General features: G+C 69.7%; 8 protein-coding genes. 5 read left to right on the plus strand and 3 right to left on the minus strand.

Translation table 11 applies throughout. The features are described 5' to 3' along the window. Positions 1-3 precede the first annotated feature (3 nt). The 3 genes from MRB58_RS05870 to MRB58_RS05880 are packed head-to-tail and all read left to right on the plus strand — an operon-like array spanning position 4 to position 2,731. The gene (locus MRB58_RS05870) at positions 4-1,050 is read left to right on the plus strand and encodes a carbon-nitrogen hydrolase family protein (protein WP_244780792.1); all 1,047 of its coding nucleotides are present in this window, start codon (positions 4-6) and stop codon (positions 1,048-1,050) included. A gap of 6 nt (positions 1,051-1,056) precedes the next feature. Next, the gene (locus MRB58_RS05875) at positions 1,057-2,028 is read left to right on the plus strand and encodes a LysR family transcriptional regulator (protein ID WP_244780793.1); all 972 of its coding nucleotides are present in this window, start codon (positions 1,057-1,059) and stop codon (positions 2,026-2,028) included. 22 nt (positions 2,029-2,050) lie between these two features. Further along, positions 2,051-2,731 carry a DJ-1/PfpI family protein gene (locus tag MRB58_RS05880; RefSeq protein ID WP_244780794.1) on the plus strand — a complete coding sequence of 227 codons (681 nt, stop codon included), beginning with the start codon at positions 2,051-2,053 and terminating at the stop codon, positions 2,729-2,731. A 98-nt stretch (positions 2,732-2,829) separates the two neighbouring features. Here the strand turns inward: MRB58_RS05880 and MRB58_RS05885 are convergent, their stop codons facing one another. From MRB58_RS05885 to MRB58_RS05900, 3 genes are all read right to left on the minus strand, one after another. Further along, the gene (locus MRB58_RS05885; RefSeq protein WP_256461704.1) at positions 2,830-10,086 is read right to left on the minus strand and encodes an autotransporter outer membrane beta-barrel domain-containing protein; all 7,257 of its coding nucleotides are present in this window, start codon (positions 10,084-10,086) and stop codon (positions 2,830-2,832) included. Between the two features lie 450 nt (positions 10,087-10,536). Then, positions 10,537-15,537, minus strand: a complete 5,001-nt coding sequence (locus tag MRB58_RS05895) for a glycerophosphodiester phosphodiesterase family protein (protein WP_244780797.1) — start codon at positions 15,535-15,537, stop codon at positions 10,537-10,539. 85 nt (positions 15,538-15,622) lie between these two features. Then, positions 15,623-16,450 carry a DeoR/GlpR family DNA-binding transcription regulator gene (locus MRB58_RS05900; protein ID WP_244780798.1) on the minus strand — a complete coding sequence of 276 codons (828 nt, stop codon included), beginning with the start codon at positions 16,448-16,450 and terminating at the stop codon, positions 15,623-15,625. A 275-nt stretch (positions 16,451-16,725) separates the two neighbouring features. On the opposite strand from MRB58_RS05900, the gene MRB58_RS05905 reads away from it, so the two are divergent. Then, a complete protein-coding gene (locus tag MRB58_RS05905; RefSeq protein ID WP_371747237.1) occupies positions 16,726-17,796 on the plus strand; it encodes an ABC transporter ATP-binding protein in 1,071 nt (356 codons plus the stop codon). Positions 17,797-17,836: 40 nt separating this feature from the next. After that, positions 17,837-19,099 (plus strand): ABC transporter substrate-binding protein, encoded by a 1,263-nt coding sequence (locus MRB58_RS05910; protein ID WP_244780799.1) that lies wholly within the window; start codon positions 17,837-17,839, stop codon positions 19,097-19,099. Positions 19,100-19,124 lie beyond the last annotated feature (25 nt).

Genomic DNA, 19,124 nt, shown 5'->3' on the forward strand with positions numbered 1-19,124 from the left:
GCGATGCGAGCCTATCCGAAATTCCGCGCCTGCGCGGCGCATGTGTCCGCGGTGTTCCTCGACGCCGAGCGCACCGTCGACAAGGCCGTCAGCCTCATCGGCGAGGCGGCGCGGGCGGGCGCGGCGATCATCGCGTTTCCCGAAAGCTTCGTGCCGGGCTTCCCGATCTGGGCAGCGCTGCAGGCGCCGATCCGCGGCCATGATCTCTTCCGCGCCCTCGCCGCACAGTCCGTCGAGGTGCCCGGGCCAGAGGTGCGGCGCCTGTGCGAAGCGGCACGCCGGCACGGCATCATGGTATCGGTCGGGATCAGCGAGGCGACCACCGCGTCAGTCGGGTGCCTGTGGAACTCCAACCTCCTGATCGGTGCCGATGGGGCGATCCTCAATCACCACCGCAAGCTGGTGCCGACGTTCTTCGAAAAGCTCATCTGGGCGAACGGTGACGCCGCCGGCCTCACGGTGACGGACACGCCGATCGGCCGCATTGGCATGCTGATCTGCGGCGAGAACACCAACCCGCTCGCGCGCTATGCGCTGATGGCGCAGGGCGAGCAGGTGCACATCTCGTCCTACCCGCCCACATGGCCGACGCGCGATCCGGGCGAGGCGGGGCGCTACGACCTCACCGCCGCCATCCGCGTGCGCGCCGGTGCCCACGCGTTCGAGGCGAAGGTGTTCAACATCGTCTCCTCCGCCGTGGTCGACGCCACGATGGAGGCCGCGATCGAGCGGCTGGGCGCCGATGCGGTGCGCATCCTGAAGGATACCCCGCAGGGCGCGTCCATGGTGCTGGGGCCGGATGCGGAGCCCGTCGGCGACGTCATGACGGGCGACGAGGGGCTGCTCTACGCCGACATCGATGTCGGTCTGACTGTGGAGCCCAAACAGTTCCACGACGTCGTCGGCTACTACAATCGCTTCGACATCTTCCGCCTGGAGGTCGATGCCGCGCCGCGCGAGCCGATCGCGATCACCGCCGGCGAGGGGCGCAGCTACCCCTACGACGGAGAACTGGAGCCCGACCCGCCGCGCCCGCACGGGACCGCCTGAGCGGCGATGGACACGGCCGGGCCGGCCACCGTAGGCTTGCAGGGAGGGGGGCGCTCCGGCCCCGCCACCGGTGCGATGTTCAACTGGAACGATCTCGTCTACTTTCTGGAGCTGGCCCGCCACCGCCAGCTCAACGCCGCGAGCAAGCATCTGCGCACCGACGCCACCACCGTCGGACGCCGCGTGCGCGAGCTCGAGGCGCAGCTCGGCGCCAAGCTGTTCACCCGAACGCGCACCGGCTTTGCCCTCACCGACGCCGGGCATCGCCTCCTCGTCCATGCCGAGGCGATGGAGACCAACGCACGCGAGCTGTCGCAGTCGTTCGGCGCCGACGGCGACAAGCGCCTGTCCGGCACCGTGCGCGTCGGCACCATGGAGGCGCTCGGCAGCCTCTATCTGGCGCAGCGCCTCGCCGCCTTTCACGGACGGCAGCCGGGCATCACCATCGAACTCGTGACGGCGTCCAACTGGATCAACCTGTCCAAGCGCGAGGCGGACATTCTGATCTCGTTTCCGCGCCCACAGGGGCAGCGCCTGAACTGCAACAAGATCGGCGAGTTCCAGCTTCGCCTCTATGCCTCGCACGAGTATATCGCCCACCGAGGCATGCCCGCGCGCCTGGCAGACCTCGAGACGCACGATTTCATCGACTATATCGGCGACCTTATTCAGATATCCGCGGTGCGATGGCTGTCGGACATCATGCGGCGGCCCAATATCGTGTTCCGTTCCTCCAGCCTTGTCGCCCAGTATCATGCCGCGCTGTCGGGTGTCGGCATCGTGATGCTGCCTTCGTTCGTGGCCGCACGGGACGAGCGGCTGGTGCCGGTCCTGCCCAAGTCCGCCACCGCCAAGCGCGACTTCTGGCTCTCGATGCACCAGGACCTCGCCCACACCGCGCGGATCATCGAGGTGGAGAAGTACGTCACCGAGCTGATTGAGAGCGACCAGCCCTTCCTCAACGGCACCGCCACCTGAACCCTTCCGGAGATCTCCGCCCATGGACCGCCTGCAAATCGGCCTTCTCGTCTTCCCCAAGCTCACGCAGCTCGACCTCACCGGCCCGTTCGAGGTATTCGCGCGCCTGCCCGACACCGACGTAAACCTCGTCTGGAAGACGCTCGATCCGGTCGTGAGCGACGTCGGGCTGCATCTCCTCCCGACGCACGACCTCGCCTCCTGTCCTGAGCTCGATGTGATCTGCATTCCCGGCGGCCCAGGCGTAAACCCGCTCCTCAACGACCCCGAGGTGCTCGACTTCGTGAGGCGCCAGGCCGAGGGCGCGCGATATGTGACGAGCGTGTGCACCGGAGCGCTGGTGCTGGGCGCCGCCGGCCTGCTGAAGGGCTACCGCGCCGCCACGCACTGGGCCTCGATGGACTTCCTCGAGTCTTTCGGCGCCACACCGGCGGACGTGCGCGTGTGCATCGACCGCGACCGCGTGACCGGCGGTGGCGTGACGGCCGGCATCGACTTCGGTCTGACGCTCGCCGCCGAACTCACCGACGCGGCGACCGCCCAGCGCATCCAGCTCTACATGGAGTACAACCCGCAGCCTCCCTTCCCCGCCGGCTCCCCCCACACCGCGCCGGCGGAGGTGGTCGACGCCTTCCGCGCCGTGGCCGCCGCGATGATCGAGGAACGCGCAGCGGCCGTCGATCAAGCGGCGGCGAAGCTATAGAGCGGGCCACGCAGGCCAGGAAGCGTACCCCGCGTTCCTGCCGGGGGACACCATCTTTTCCCCGGCCGGCACCGCAGCCGGCCGCGGGTGTGGTGCGCTCAGAAGCGCACGTCGATCCTCGCCATGCCGCCGAGGTTGGTGCTGTGCTCGGAGAAGGCCGAGTCGCCCTCCAGCGACAGCGTCACGCGCTCGCCGACGTCCATTTTCACGCCCGCCGACAGCGCCGCCACGAAGCGGTCGTCGCTCATCACCGTGTCCAGCCCGGCGAGCGCGCTGCCGCCGTCGACGATGTTGGAGACGACGGAGTGCTCCGGCTCGGTCAGCGCTGTCTGCACACCGGCGCGCACGTAGGCGAGGATCGGGTTCTCCCGGATCTCGAACGCGCGACCGACCTCCAGCGACGGCGTCAGGTAGACGTGGGTCGCCTCGACGTCGTTCAGGCGCCAGTTGTAGGGACCCGCCCCCTTCTCGGTAAACCCGTCCTGCCAGTTGTGCGTCACCGCGAGCGCCACCGCCGGCTTGGCGTAGAAGCCGCCTTGGTTCTGCAAGGTGGCGAAGACCCGCCCCTCGGCCGAGACGAACCGCCCGTCGATGGTCGAATTCGCCCGGTAGCGCTGCCCGCCGATCGAATAGGCGCGCGAGTAGTCGAGATTCGACAGGCCGCCGGCGATCGTGCCGGACACCGTGAAGATGCCCATCTCGCGCTTGAGCGAGGCGGCGATGCCGTAGGCGTTGCCCTGGTGGTCGAAGTTGCCGCCGTCGATCCACAGGTGCTCGTACTGGGCGCCGACCTCGAGGAAGGTGTGGTCGAAGATCTCCTTCTGCCCCGCGATGGCGAAGCCGCCGACGGACTCGGTGTAGGAGGGCGCCCGATCCATCGAGGCGTTGCGGCTGTAGCCGCCGATGCCCTTGGCCCACAGGCAGTCCTGCTGGCGCAGCAGCGCCGCGCCGTCACTGGCGTCGATCGTCGGGCAGCTCTGGACGAGGTTGTGCAGCGACAGCGCCGCCCGTGCCGACCGCTTGGCCGCGATCAGCGTCTCCTCCGGCGACAGCTCCTCGTACAGCGTCTCCAGCGCGTCGGCGGAGTCGAGGTTGAGGAATTCGAGCGCGGCCATCTCCAGCGTGTCGCGCACGCTCTTGGGCACCGTCTCGCCGGCCGCGGCGAGGCGGCCCATCTGGGTGCCGAAGTGGGCGCCGAAGTCACGGGCCGTGCCGCCGAGACCCGCGCCGCTCGTCTCGCCGCTATAGTCGATCGTGTAGGTGGCGTTCAGCGTCATGTCGAGGTGGTCCTGATCGCCCCCCTGGTAGTGCACGTCCCAGGTCGCCGTCGGGGTCGTCAGCGAGTAGTCGCCGTGGATATCGCTGCCGCCTTTGGTCATCTGGACGGTGTCCATCTGGCTGCCCGAGATGATCTCCAGTTCCCGCGAGGCTCCGTTCGTCAGCCCGGCGGCGCTCGTCCAGTTGAAATCGAGCGCCTCGACGGCGAGCGTCACCGCCGTCGACGTATCCGAGGCGAGCTGCACCCGGTCGTAGTCGACCGTCACCTTACCGCTCTGGTCGGCGCTGCTGGCGACGTCGAAGGTGATCGTGCCGGCGGAGGTGATGTCCACTGTGCCGGCATAGAAGGCGGAGGTGATCGTCGAATCGCCTTCGCCGATCTGCAGGATGCCGTCGTTGGTGAAGGACGCACCGAGCTGGCTGCCGAGGTTCAGCGTCGTGCCGATCTGAAGCGTCGCGCCGGCGGCATTGTGCAGCGTGTTGACGTGCGAATTGCTGAGCAGGATCGCCCCCGCCAGCGTGCCGGTGTTCTCGATCGCGGTCGCCCCGTTCGTCGCGTGGACGACGTAGACATCGTCGGACGCCGACGTCAGCGTGCCGTTGTTGGTGATGACGTTGGACGCGCTCAAGGTGCCGTCGCCGGCGACGACGCTGCGTCCGTCGATGAGGCCGATGACCTCCGCCGCGTCGGTGCTGGTCGCCGACACCGTCGCGCCCTTGGCGATGGTGATCTGCGTGATACCGCGGCCGGCGGCGGTGTTGGTGTCGCTGCTGCCGCTCTCGGCGGCCTGGGCGAGGATCGCGCGGCTGCCGCTGCCGGAGGCGGTCACCGTGCCGTTGACGGTGATGTCGACGCCGCCGGAATAGCTCGCGCCGTCGTCGCCGGCCGCGCTCTGTGCGACGATGCCGACGGCGTTGTCCCCGTCGACCTTGATGCTGCCGTCCACCGTGACCGTGACGACGCCGCCGTCGCCCGCGCCGGTCTCACTGCCGATGCTGCCGGTGCCGTCGCCGGCCGACAGTTCGCCCTTGGCCCCGCCCGCACCGCCGACCGACTGGGCGAAGACGCCGTGGGCGTAGGCGCCGGAGGTCGTCACGGTGTCGCTCACCGTCACGGTGACGTCGCCGCCCTTGCCGCCGACGATGGTGGTGCTGTCGTCGCTGTCGCTGTCGCTGTTGGAGCTGGTGTCGTTGGTCAACTTGCCGCTGCCCATGACCTTGGCGAGATCGCTCAGCGAACCGCCCAGCACGGTCGCCACGTCGCCGGCCGCGCCACCGCCGCCGCCGACCGACTGCGCGAAGATCGCCGGCGCCTTGTCGCCCGCGGTGCTGATGGAGCCGGCGCCGGAGATGGTGACCGACCCCCCGTCGCCGCCGCCGCTGCCCGCACCGGAGACGGTCAGGCTGTCGGCCAGGCCCTGTGAGCCGGCACCGCTCGCCCCGCCGCCGCCGCCGATCGACTGCGCGAAGACGCCCGCCGCGCTCTCGCCCTTGGTGGTCAAGGTGCCGTCGTTGGTGATGGTGACGGTGCCGCCCGTGCCGGCCGCCCCGTCCTTGCCGTTCACCTCGATGGTGTGTTCCTTGATGGCGCGTGCCTTCTTCTCGGCCTCTTCGTCGGATCCGGTCAGCTTCTTGTAGTAGGCCTTGAGCTTCTCGTAGTTCTCCTTGGCGTCCTTCAGCTTGTCGTAGTCGGCCTCGAGCTTGGCGATCCAGCCCGAGTCGCTGGGCTTGCCGTCACCGCCCGAGCCGCCGCCGCCGCCGATCGACTGGGCGAAGATCGCGTGCGAGGCGATGCCGCCGGTCGTCACGCTGCCGCCTTTGTCGTTGGTGACGGTCACCGTATCGCCGTTGCCGGACGCGCCGCCCGACCCGCCGATCGACACCTTCATGCTGATGCCGCTGCCGTCGGCCTTGTTGCCGTCCGCGTCCTTCGGCAGCTTGGTGTAGCCGCCCGAGGTCGCGCCCGCGCCGCCGCCGTCGCCTCCGCCACCGCCGATGGATTGGGCCAGGATGCCGTAGCCGGTGTCCGCGCCGGAGACGATCGCGCCGGTGCTGTCGATCCCGGTGGTGATGGCGCCCGAGTTGGTCACCGTCACGGCGGCCGCGTTCGATCCGGTGCCGCCGGAGCCGCCGACGCCGATGGTGGCGTTGACGTTGAAATACTCCTCGGTCTCCTTCGAGAGGTCGCCGAAATAGGCGTGGCCGGCGCCCGCCGCGCCGCCGTTGCCGCCGATCGACTGACCGAGGATGCCGTAGGCGTTGCCGCCGGTGGTGGCGATCGTCGCGGCGTTGGTGATCGTCACCGTGCCGGCCACCGCGCCGGACCCGCCCGAGCCGCCGACGCTGGTGCTGGTGGAGATGCTGTCGCCGGTGGTGAGCTCGGAGGTGCCGGCGTAGCTCGCCCCCGCGACGCCGCCGTTGCCGCCGACCGACTGGCCGACGATGGCGTGCGCGAAGTGGCCCGACGTGGTGACGTTGGCGCCGTCGACGTCGGTGCCGGTGTTCTCGATCTGCACGTCGCCGGCCGCGCCGCTGTCGCCGCCGTCGCCGCCGATCGCCGTGGTGGAGGCGATGCCGTCTTCCAGCGAGACGTTGAGCGTGCCGGAGTAGATCGAACCGCCGTGGCCGCCGTCGCCGCCGATCGATTGCGCCAGGATGCCGATCGAGGCGAAGCCCTGGGTCGTCACCGTGCCGCTGTTCTCGACGTGGGCGAGGGCGGCGCTGCCGCCCGCCCCGCCGGCCCCGCCGACCGCGACGTCGACCGAGCCCGACACCTCACCGCCCGACACGTCGCCCTGGATGACGTTGCCGGCCTGACCGCCGGAGCCGCCGATCGACTGCGCCAGGATCCCGTGGGACTGGTCGCCCGCGGTGGCGATGGTGGCGTGGTTGGTGACGTGGGAATAGTCCGCCTTGCCGCCGTTGCCGCCCGTGGAGCCGAGCGCCACCGCCATGTTGGCGAGCGAGATCGACCCGTCGACGGTGAGCCCGCCCGCGCCGCCGCCGCCGCCGAGCGACTGCGCGACGATTCCCGAGGACTGCGCGCCGCCGGTGGTGAGGTCGGAATGGTTGAAGACCTGGACGTAATTGGCAGTGCCGCCGACACCGCCGTCGGCACCGTGGGTGGTGCTGAAGTTGAGGCCGATGTCGCCGTGGATCACCGCGCCGCCGACGCCGCCGCCGCCGCCGATCGACTGCGCGAGGATGGCGCCGGCATTGTGCCCGCTGGTGGTGATGGCGCCCTGGTTGAGGACGTGGCTGAACTGCGCGTTGCCGCCGGACCCGCCGGACTGGCCGAGCGTGCTCTGGCCGATGTTGATCGAGAGGCTGCCGCTGATGGTATCGCCGGAGCGCCCGCCGCCGCCGGCGATGCTCTGGCTGACGATGCCGGACGCATTGTCGCCGTGGGTGACGATCGTGCCGTTGTTCTGGACGTTGCTCGACCCGGAGCTGCCGCCGGTCCCGCCGCCGGGGGTCGAGCCGAGGGACTTGGTGAAGCTCGGCAAAGACAGGCCGTCGGTCACGTTGATGGTGGTGGCCGAATGGCCGCCGCCGCCGCCGACGGACTGCGCCAGGATGCCGTCCGATCCGTCCCCCTGCGTGGTGATGGCGGACGTGGAGTCGACGTAGACGTATCCCGACGAGCCGCCGTCGCCGCCGGAGGCGCCCATCGTGTTGCCGATCTGGATGCCGACGGTGACGGAGGTGGAGGTGCCGGCCGAGCCGCCGCCGCCGCCGACCGACTGCACGACGACGCCGGGGGCGAGATGGCCGCTCGTTTCGATCGACTTGCCCTGCAGGTTGATCGACACCTTGCTGGCGCCGCCGCCCGATGCGGCCTCGGACGTCGCCCCCTGGTTGAGGGCCATCGAGGCGCCGATCTGGATCGTCGTGTCGTTGCCGCTGCGACCGCCGCCGCCGCCGATCGACTGGGCCAGGAAGCCCGCCGCATTGTCGCCGCTGGTGGAGATCGTGTCGTTGGCCGAGCCGGTGTAGACCACGGCGCCGCTGGACCCGCCGGCGCCGCCGCTCCCGCCCTGGGCGTGGGTGAGCTCTGCCGCGGTCACCGCGAGCGTGAACGAGCTGCCGCCCTTGCCGCCGCCGCCGCCGATCGATTGCAGACTCACACCGTCGGCGAAGTCGCCCTTGGTGGTGACGTTGATGCCCGCGTTCGCGCTGGTGACGCTGAGCGAGCGACCGGAGCCGCCGCCCGAGCCCGAACCGCCGAGGTCGATCAACCCGCCGCTGGACGAGGCGCTGCCGCCGCCGCCGCCGATGCTCATCGCCTCGATGCCGCTCGCCTGCTGGCCCTGCGTGGTGACGGTCACGCCGTCGAGCGTCAGGGTCAGGGCGTCCGAATCGGAGGGGCCGCCGTCGCCGCCCGCCGCACCGCTGCCGCCCAGCGCGACGATACCCCCCGCCGAGCCACCGGCACCGCCCCCGCCACCGATCGACACCGCCCGCACCGCGCTGGCGCCGACACCGGTGGTGCCGAAGGTGCTGTCGCCGAGGTCGAGCGACACCGCGCCGCCGTCCCCGCCCGGCCCGCCGGTGCCGCCCAGCGCGACGATGCCGGACCCGCTGCCCGCCTTGCCGCCGCCGCCGCCGATCGACTGCACCTCGAGCGCCACCGCATAGTCGCCCGTCGTGGTGACGGAGGTGCCGTTCGAGGTCGTCACCGAGACCGCCCCGCCGTCGCCGCCGCTATAGCCGTCGCCACCGTAGGCGACGATCCCCGAGGCCGAGCCGCCGGCGCCGCCGAAGCCGCCGATGCTCTGGGCGAGCGCGGCGTTCACGTCGTCGCCGTCGGTGGAGACCGTCGCATTGGAAAGGTCGAGCGTGACGGAGCCGGCGATGCCGCTTCCCGCGCCCGAACCGCCGTTGCTCTTGGTCCAGGGGCTGCTCGCGCCGCCCCCCTCGCCGCCGCCGCCGCCCAGGCTCTGCAGGGTGATGCCGTAAGCATCGTCGCCCTTGCCTCGAATGGTCGTGGCGACGCTACCGTCGGTGGCGCCGATCGTCAGCGACACGTCGCCGGACGCGCCGCCGTCGCCGCCGGTTCCGCCCTCGCCGTGCTTGAGACCGCCTTCGCCGTAGCCCCCTTCTCCGCCGTCACCAGCGACGCTGCCGCCATAGATCGCGGCGACCTGCCCCGTGCCGTCGGACGACGCGGCCAACGTCCCGCCGCCCAAGAGATTGATGGTGATCTTGCCGCCGTCACCACCGACGCCGCCGACGCCGCCGGTCCCCACGCCCGTATTGGCGTGGCCCTCGCCGCCCTTTCCGCCGGAGCCGCCCATCGACAGCGCCTCGATCGCCGACAGCCCCGTTGTTTGCAGGTTCAGCACGTTGCCGGCCTCGACGTCGAGTTCGATCGCGCCGCCTGCGCCGCCGGCGCTGCCTTTGCCGCCGGTGATGTCGTGGAAGCCGGTGTTGTGGCCTTCGCCGCCGCCGCCGCCGATCCCGCCGAACGATTGCAGCAAGATCCCGAAGCTGCTGCTGCCGCCCGTCGCCTCCATCGCGGCCGCCGGCGCATCGTCGGCGCTCACGCCGTGCACGGTGAAGGTGAACGCGGTCCCGTCGTCGCCGGGCGCGCCGTCCCGGCCGGTCTTGTTCTCGCTGCCGGTCGAGTATTCGCTGGGCGTCGACCCGGTCGCGCCCCGGCCATATATGCCGGCGATCCCCGTCGCGTAGGAGATGCCGTAGCCCTTGTCGAAGGTGAAGTCGAACGTCGCCGAAGAAATCGGATCGTCCTCGGAACCGGATTGACTCCAGAAGGTGACCGCCTTCGTGTCACTGGAGCCCTGAGGCACGGTCGCCGTCACGTTCTGGTACACCATTGCGCTGGGCAGCGCGCCGCTCTGGTCACTCAGCATTTGGACCGGGATGTCGTCACCCTCGCAGGTCACCGTCGTGCCCGAGGTGGTGCAGCCCGCCCGGGCGGGAGTGGCGATCCCCATCGGGACGAGAGCGATCAGGGCACCGACCAGAGCCGTCGAGGCGAGCAGCGGTCGCCGCGGCGTCCCCATGTGCCCGGAAGCATTCTGCGTACAGGGCGGGAAAAGGATCGGAAGGGACATGGGTCGGCCTCGGAGAAACGTATCGTATCGAGGCTCATTCACCGTGAGTTGCATTGCCGGAGTGGCCGACGACGGCCCCGCACGGCACCCGCACGTCTCGCCGGCACTCGCGCGGCGACACACCTCATGACGAGAGAGCCGGCGGCAAAGGTTCCACACTTCAGCCTTGTGGTCTCGAAATATTGACCTATTCCGAGACGATCGTGTCGGTCGTGGGTCGATTTTGCAACAATGCGACCCGGCCGACAGCGGAACGGCGATACATCGCGCCCCTCAACACCATGCGCGACAAGAGGGAATCAGCTCCCGCGCCGCGTGCATGGCTCGCCTCGCCGGCGGAACCGCGGGCCCGACGCAGAGAAGGCCGGTGCGCCGGCACCGGCCTCCTCCTCACGTCGCGCGGCCGCCGGGGCGCGGGGGCCAACCGCCCCCCGCCCCTGTCGGGCCGGGTCAGAGCAGGATGATGTCGCCGTCCGTCAGCGACGTGTCGTGGAAGGTGATCACGGTCTCGCCGTAGGTCAGCACGGTGTCGCCGCGGTCGCTCTCGAGCGAGTAGGTGCCCCCGTCGGACAGCACGACCTCGTCGTTGCGGACATTGAAGCCGTAGACGTCGTCGGCACCGTCGTCGGCGTCGACGATCACCTGATCCGCGTCGCCCCGCCAGATGAGCGACTTCAGCATGATCGTGTCGTCACCGTCTCCGCCCACCACGCGGTCGTTGCCGTGGCCGGCGGTGATCGTGTCGTCGCCTGCGCCGCCCGACAGGAAGTCCGCGCCGAGACCGCCGCTGACGACGTCGTCACCGGCGCCCCCGTCGACACTGTCGTTGCCGAGGTTGCCATCGATCGCGTCGTCACCCCCGCCGGTGGCGATCCGGTTGGCCCCGCGATCGCCGCCGACCGTGTCGTCTCCGGCGCCGGTGATCACGTTCTCGATCCTGGAGAGCCGGTCGCGGCCGATCTCCTCGCCGGAGGCGGCCCCGCGCCGCAGGTCCACGCCGACGGCACCCTCGCCGCCATAGTCCACGGTGTCGCTGCCGGCGCCGCCGTCGAACGTGTCGTTGCCGATTCCGCCGATGAGGAGGTCGTCCCCGTTGCCGGCACGGACCAGATCGTTGCCGCCCAGCGCGTCGATCCGGTCGTCGGCACTGCTGCCGGTGAGGCGGTCGGCGGTGTCGCGGCCGAAGACGTCGTTCATGTCGAGACGGAAGCGCGCACCGATGCCGTTGTAGTAGTCGATCGCTGCGGCCGTTTCGTCGGTCTGGATCTCCGAGATGCCCTCGTCCAGCCAGTAGCCCCAGACGGCGTCCGCGTCGGACAGCGCGTAGAAGTCGTCCCGTGCGCCGTTCTGGTCGCCCTTGTGCTCGTAGCCGCCGTAGATCGTGTTGATCCAGAGGCGCACGTCGTACTCGTCGAGCAGCGCCTTGGCCTCGTCGGAGATCAGGTCGCCGTCACTCTGGATGACGTCCTCGTCCATCGCGTTCATGTGGACCTCGATGCCCTCCGGCCCGAAGGTCGTCAGCACTTCGGTCAGGAACTCGATGTCGTTGATGTCGGCGAGGCGGACCTGCGGCATGAAGCCGACGTCGAAGCCGAGGGTGGCGAACGTCTCCGCGACGGTGGCGATGTCGTCCGTCGAGTAGAGCTCTTCCTTGACGACGACGTACTCCATCATGCCCGCATCCTCGACTTGCTGCAGGACGGCGACGTAGTCGTCGAGGTCGAGCTTCATGTCGAGGTTGAGCATCATCCGGCCCTCGGACGCGGCCAGGAACTCGGCGAGCGTCGGCACCGTCTCGTCGAGGGGGGCGCCGGTGACCGGGTCGGTGATGCTGAAGCTCTTCAGCGCCTCCAGCGTCATGTTCGCGACGCTGCCCGAGCCGTTCGTCGTGCGGTCGATCGTCTCGTCGTGCATCAGCACATAGGCGCCGTCGGACGTCTTGCGGATGTCGATCTCGATCATGTTGGTGCCGTTGGCGACGGCATAGTCGAGCGACGTCATCGAGTTTTCCGGCAGCGCCTCGGCGGCGTTCTGGAAGATGCCGCCGCGGTGACCGATGACGAAGGCGTAGTCGATGTCGGCGTTCTGCCAGATCGCCACGTAGTCGTCGGCGGTGCCGACGTAGGCGGGATCGATCGTCGGCACCGGGTCGCCGAAGTAGTCGGAGCGCAGGGTCTGCGCGCCGGCGTCCTGCAGCGCCTGGGTGTTGGTGTCGCGCGTCTCGATCAGCCAGCCGTCCTCGTAGGCCTCGAAGCTGACGATGTTGTCGGCGTTGAGGAGGTCGAGCCCCTCGGCCGAGACCGAGAGCGTCCCCATCGAGGCGTCGTAGCCGTCGATCGTCAGGTAATACTGGCCGACGCCGACCTTCTCGATCTCATAGTCGCCGTTGGACACGGTGGACGCGCCGCTGGAGAGGACGCGGCCGAAGGTGAGATCCGTCTCGCCGACGCCGAGGTAGACGAAGGCGGCCGGATCGCTCTCCGGATCGGGGCCGACGGCGCCGTTGTCGTGGACCTGGACAATGTAGCCCGAGCCGTCGTCCAGCGGACGCGACAGGGCATAATTGTCCTCGTTCTTGCCGCCGGCGACGAGGAGGATGCCGTCGTTCTGCGTGTCGACACCATCGAGTTCGACCAGATAGGTGCCGGTGTCGAGCAGGTCGACGTTGTCGCCCCACACGAGATCGTCGCTGCCGCGGTAGATGCCCGTCGGGGTGAGCCAGCCCGCCGTGAATTCGTCGTAGCGGAAGTATGAGGCGGAGACGCTGGCGTTGTATTCGCTGCCGCCGTCGGCCTCGGCCAGCGCGATGAAGTAGTCCGCGTCGACGTTGTCCTCGATGCCGACCGTGCCGTACTGCACGCCCTGCCCCTGACCGTGATCGACGCCGTTCTGGGCGATCGTCGGGATGATGATCCCCTCGTCGACGTCACCGTCCCAGGAGTCGCCGATGTAGACATGGTAGTCGCCGCGGTTGCTCTGGCCGCCGTCGATGTGGAAGCCGTCGGTGCCGCCGGACAGTTCCAGCGTGACCGACGAGAGGCTGTTGCTGGTGTCGTTCTGCGTGACCTCGATCATGCCGGCCTCGACCTCGTCGGTCTCGTACGGGATGAAGACGAAGTTGAAGGCGCCGGCGTTCTGCGTCGCGTCGACCGGGACGGTCTCCTCCAGCGTCACGTCGTCGAGGGCGATGCCGGTGGCGTTGGCGCTCTCGGAGACGTTGGTGAAGACGAGCCGATCCGAGCCGTCGCCCGCCCCGCCAGTCACCTCGACCGAGATTTTCTCCCAACGCGCGTCGGGGGTCCCCTCGTAGACGACCGCGCCGCCCCAGGTGACGCGGACCGCGTCCGTACCGGCGGTGTCGGTCGCGGCGACCTTGAAGGTCAGCGTGTAGCTCTCTCCGGCGGTGACGCCCGTGACGGTCTGCGCCAGCGCGACGTTGTTGCCGGCGCCGCCGAGGTCGAGCCAGTAGTCGGCGTCGCGGGCCTCGATGCCGTTGACGGCGTCGCCGTGCAGTTCGATCCGCCCGCCTTCGAGGTCGGTCCATTCGGCGATCTCGCCGTCGGCGTAGCGGCCGCCGGACATATAGGACGTGCCGTTGATGTTCTCGAAGCTGGCGTTGGCGATCAGGTTGCCGTCGCGGCTGGACCCGTCCTCGGCCTTGACCATGGTCACGTTGTCGAGCGCGAGGCCGGCGCCGTCGCGCGAGCCGTCGCCCTGGGCGATGACCAGCGTGTCGGAGCCGTTACCGGCGCCGCCGACGACACTGAGCGTCACCGTTTCCCACTCGGCGCTGTCCGGAGTCGCCTCGTAGATCGTGCGGCCGCCCCAGGTGACGGTGAGAGACTCGTCGTCGGCGAGGTCGGTATCGGCGAGGTCGAAGGTGAGCGTGTAAGTCGCACCTTTCTCGATCCCCTCGATGGTCTGCGCCAGCTCGACGTTGTTCTGCCAGCCGTCGAGGTCGCTCCAATAGGCGCCGTCGTTGGCCGAGACGCCGTCGACGGTGTCCTGATGCTGCTCGACGCGGCCGGAACCGAGGTTGACCCAGCCCGGCATCTCGCCGCTCGGATCGTAGCGCCCCCAGGAGCGGGTCGAGGTGCCGTCGATGTCCTCGAAGCTGCCGTTGACGACGAGGTTGGGCGTCGGCGCCATATGGGCGGCGTCGCTCGCGCCGGCGATGCGGGCGACCAGCGCGTCGGCGAGATCGGTGTAGGTGCCGGCCGCGGGCCCGGTCGCCATCGCCGACAGTTCGGCCGCCGTCAGCGTCACGTCGTCGGCGAAGACGAGGCTGCCGATGGTGGCGTCCTGCAGGATGAGCGCGTCCTCGCCCGCTTCGACCACGAGCGAGCCGCCGAGGATCGTGACCGTGACCGCCGTCGAGGCGATGTCGGTCAGACGCACCGTGGCGTCGGTGTTGGCGGCGATGAGGTCGACGCCGCTGCCGGCGCGGAAAAGGATCGTGTCGGTTCCCTCGGTGGCGATCGCATCGTCGCCGACGCCGCCGTCCAGCATATCGGCACCGGCACCGCCGAAGAGGACGTCCCCGCCCGCACCGCCGAGGATCGTGTCCGCGCCGGCCGCGCCGGAGAGCACGTCGTCGCCGCCGTCGCCGTTGAGGATGTCGTCCCCGTCTCCGCCGAGGACGGTGTCGTCGCCCTGCAGGGCGTAGATGCGGTCGGCGCGCGCCGTGCCGCTGACGTTGTCGCCGTCTGTCGTCCCGTAGACCGTGTTGAGGCCGTCGACGGTGTCGATGTACTGGCGCGCAACGCGGGTGTTGTCGGTGTAGACGCCGTCGACACCCATATCGATGAGCGACTGTAGCTCCTCGCCGGTGCCGTTGTGCGTCCAGGTGAAATAGAGCAGCCCGGCGTCGTGCGCGGCGCTCACCGTCTCGGCATTGACGTAGGAGATGTTGCCGGAGATCGACGTCGCCCACGCGGCGATCGAGGCCATGTCGGCGTTGGTGAAGTTGGTGGCGAGGTAGTCGAGCGCGACGTCGATGCCGGCGTCGGGCATCAGGTCGTCGGAAAGGCGCTGGAGGACGGCGTCGTCGAACGACGAGATCGAGATGGCGTCGAGGGCGACGTCGTCCTGCGCGCTCAACAGGTCGACGAGTGCCTGCGCCGGGTCGAGGTTGACGGCCGCGTGGGCCGCCGGGTTCTTGATCTCGATGCTGACGTTGATCGTCCGCCCCGTCTCGGCCGACTTCTCGGCGACGAGGGCGAGCCCCTCTTCGAGCGTCAGAACGTCGGGATCGCGGGCGAGGAGGTTGGCGTAGGTCGTGACCGGGATGGTGCCGGTGTCGTGGGCGACGACGAGGACGCCGTCGGAGGTCATCTGGATGTCGAACTCGGCGAACTCGGCGCCCCAGTCGATGGCGTGACTGTGGGCATCGGCGGAGTGGTCGGGGTAGGGATTGGTACCGCGGTGGCCGAAGATGGTCAGGGAGCTCATGGGGTCTCTCAATTGGGCGCACGGACCCGCCAGCGCCGAGAACGAACGCCGGGGACGACGGGCCAGACGGGGGCGGACGCGCCGGTCAGCCGGGCGAGCGGCTTCTCGGCGAGGGGGGTGAGCAGTTGACGAACAGGGTGCCGGCCTGAGCCAGCAGGTCGCGGATCGCGGCCGGGGGGTCGCAGTCGCTGAACACGGCGTTGGCCTCCTCGATGCGTCCGCCCCGCACGTGGGCCGGGCGGGCGAACTTGGAGGCGTCGAGGACGAGGAGGGCCTTGCGGCAATGGCGCAGCATGGCCTCGCGCACGCGCACCTCGTCGCGCGAGAAATCGAGGAGGTTGCCCTCCTCGTCGACGCCGCCGACGCCGAAGACGGCGAAGTCCACGCGGTAAGCGGCGAAGAGTTCTTCGGCGGCCGAGCCGCACACGTCGAGGTCGCCGTTGCGCACCGGGCCGCCGGCCACCGCGACCTCGAAGTCGGCGATCTGGGCCGCGGCGAGGGCGATCGGCAGGTTGTTGGTGACGATCTTCAGCCCACGGTGCGCGGTGAGGCTCTCGGCGACGAGTTGCGGCGTGGTGCCGATCCCGAAGGAGACCGAAGCGCCGTCGGGGATGTGCCGGGCGACAGCGGCGGCGATCTTCAGCTTGGCGCTCCGGTTCATCACTTCGCGGTCGCGGAAGCTGGCGTTGCCGTCGGACGTGATGCGGGCGATCCCTCCGTGGCGGCGGCGCGCGGCACCCTGCTCGCACATGGCGTTGATGTCGCGGCGGATCGTCTGGGTCGTCACGTCGAACTGCGCGGCGAGTTCCTCGACGGTGAGGAAGGCCCGGCTCTGCAGCATCTGCGCGATCAGCTCCTGCCGCTGGCCGGGGCCCCTCTCGCCGATGTTCATTTGAAAATCGAAGCCGTTCATGTCGCCGCCTGTAGCGCGGCATTGTTTCAGCGCCATGACATTGGGTTGGGCAACGAAATCATTTCCAATACCGCTTTATCGAGCTGATATATTTAGCCGCCTTCGCGGAAACGTCCGGCTGATCGTTTGCCGGCCAAGCAACTCCTGACAGCCGCCCGGACAGGCCTCGCAATGTTCAGATGGACAGCGGGGATGTTCATATGAATGTCACCCAGCCGACATGCACCGTTCAAACTCGACGGCTAGAGGGCGCTCTTGTGAACAAGGGAACCTCCATGGCGCCGATGAACATCGCGGGACCGACGAGCGGGACGGAGGCCGGCGCGCCCGCCGCGACGCCCTTCCTCGCGATCGACGGTCTGTCGCGCACGTTCTCAGGGGGCGCCGGCGTGCGCGGCCTGTCGCTCACTGTCCCGCGCGGCGCCTTCGTCGTCCTGCTCGGCCCCTCGGGCTGCGGCAAGTCCACCACCTTGCGCCTCATCGCCGGCCTCGAAGCGCCGGACGGCGGCCGCATCGCCATCGACGGGCGGGACGTCACCGCCCTGCCGCCTTCGGCGCGCGGCCTGTCGATGGTGTTCCAGTCCTACGCGCTCTTCCCCCATCTTTCGGTGGTCGAGAACATCGTCTTCGGCTTGAAGGTGCGCAGCGTGCCGCGGGCCGAGCGGCGGACCCGCCTCGCCGAAGCGCTCGCCCTCACGGGGCTGGAAGGGCTGGAGCGGCGCAAACCTTCCGCGCTCTCCGGCGGCCAGCGCCAGCGCGTCGCCCTCGCCCGCGCCATCGTCGCCGGCCACCCGCTGTGCCTGATGGACGAGCCCCTCTCCAACCTCGACGCCAAGCTGCGCCACGCGGTGCGCCACGATATCCGCCGCCTGCAGCAGCGGCTCGGGATGACCGTGGTCTACGTCACGCACGACCAGACCGAGGCGATGTCGATGGCCGACATCGTCGTCCTCATGAACGAGGCGCGCATCGAGCAGGCGGGCCCGCCCGCCGAACTCTACGCGCGGCCGGGCACGCGCTTCGCCGCCACCTTCCTCGGCGCCCCGCCGATGCAGATGCTGCCGGCCGAAGGCGGCGGCCCCGCCGTCGGCATTCGTGCCGAGGCGCTGCGGCTCGTCGACCCGGGTGCCGGCCGCCTCCCCGTGACCGTCACCGCCACCGAATTCCTCGGCGCCGAGACGTTCGTCTACGTCGAGGCCGGCGCCCATCCCCTCATCGTGCGTGCCCCCGGCGAAATCGTCATCCCCGCCGGCACGCCCCTCGATCTCGACTGGTCGCCCGACGCGGCACACCACTTCGCCGCCGACGGCGCCCGTCGCGACCCCGCCCCATCTCCGGCCGTCTGAGCGACGCCGGCGACCCATCCGACCCCGCCAAGGAGTTTCCATGACGCCCGCTCTGAAGGCCCTCGTGGCCGCCACGGCGCTCGCCGGCCTGACCCTGCCGGCCGCCGCCGAGACGCACCTCACCATGTACTACCCGATCGCCGTCGGCGGCCCGCTGACCGCCGTGATCGACGGCATGATCGAGGGCTTCGAGGCCGAGAACCCGGACGTGACCGTCGAGGCCGTCTACGCCGGCAACTACGACGACACCCGAGTGCGCGCCCTCTCGGCGATCAACTCGGGCGACGCGCCGCAGCTCTCGGTGCTGTTCTCGATCGACGCCTACGACCTCATCGAGAACGACCTCATCGTCCCGTTCGACGAGGTCGCCACCGGCGATGCCGACAAGGCCTGGCTCGAAAGCTTCTACCCGGCGCTGATGAAGAACGGCCAGATCGACGGTCAGACCTGGGGCGTCCCGTTCCAGCGCTCGACGATCGTCATGTACTACAACAAGGACCTGTACGAGGCCGCCGGCCTCGATCCGGACTCGCCGCCGACCACCTGGGACGAGCTGGTCGAGGACGCCAAGGCGCTCACCAAAGAGGGCCAGTGGGGCATTCAGATCCCCTCGACCGGCTACCCGTACTGGATGTTCCAGTGCTTCGCGATCCAGAACGGCAAGGAGCTGATGAGCGCCGACGGGACCGAGACCTACTTCGACGACCCGGCCGTCGTCGAAGCGCTCGAGTTCTGGCGCTCGCTGATGACCGACGCCGCGGTCATGCCCGAGGGCACGACCGAGTGGGGCACGCTGCGCCAGGCCTTCCTGGAGGGCAAGACGGCGATGATGTGGCACACCACCGGCAACCTCACCGCGGTCAAGAACGGCGCGGCGTTCGACTTCGGCGTCGCGATGCTCCCGGCCAACGTGCAGCCCGGATCGCCCACCGGCGGCGGCAACTTCTACCTCTTCAAGGGCTCGTCCGAGGAGGAGCAGAAGGCCTCGCTGGCGCTGATCCAGTACATGACCGCGCCCGAGCGCGCCGCCGAGTGGTCGATCGCCACCGGCTATGTCGGCATCAGCCCCGCCGCCTACGAAACCGAGGCGCTGAAGGCCTACGCCGCCGACTTCCCGCAGGCGCTCGTCGCGCGTGACCAGCTCGAGGTCGCGATCCCCGAGTTCTCGACCTACGAAACGGCCCGCGTGCGCGAGGCACTGAACAACGCCGTCCAGGCCACGCTGACCGGCTCCAAGTCGGCCGAGGAGGCCCTCGCCGAGGCGCAGGCGACCGCCGAGCGCCTGCTGCGCCCCTACCGGTAGGACCCCCGCGCGGAGGGCGCACCGC

The sequence above is a fragment of the Acuticoccus sp. I52.16.1 genome, from assembly GCF_022865125.1.
Taxonomy (GTDB): Bacteria; Pseudomonadota; Alphaproteobacteria; order Rhizobiales; family Amorphaceae; genus Acuticoccus.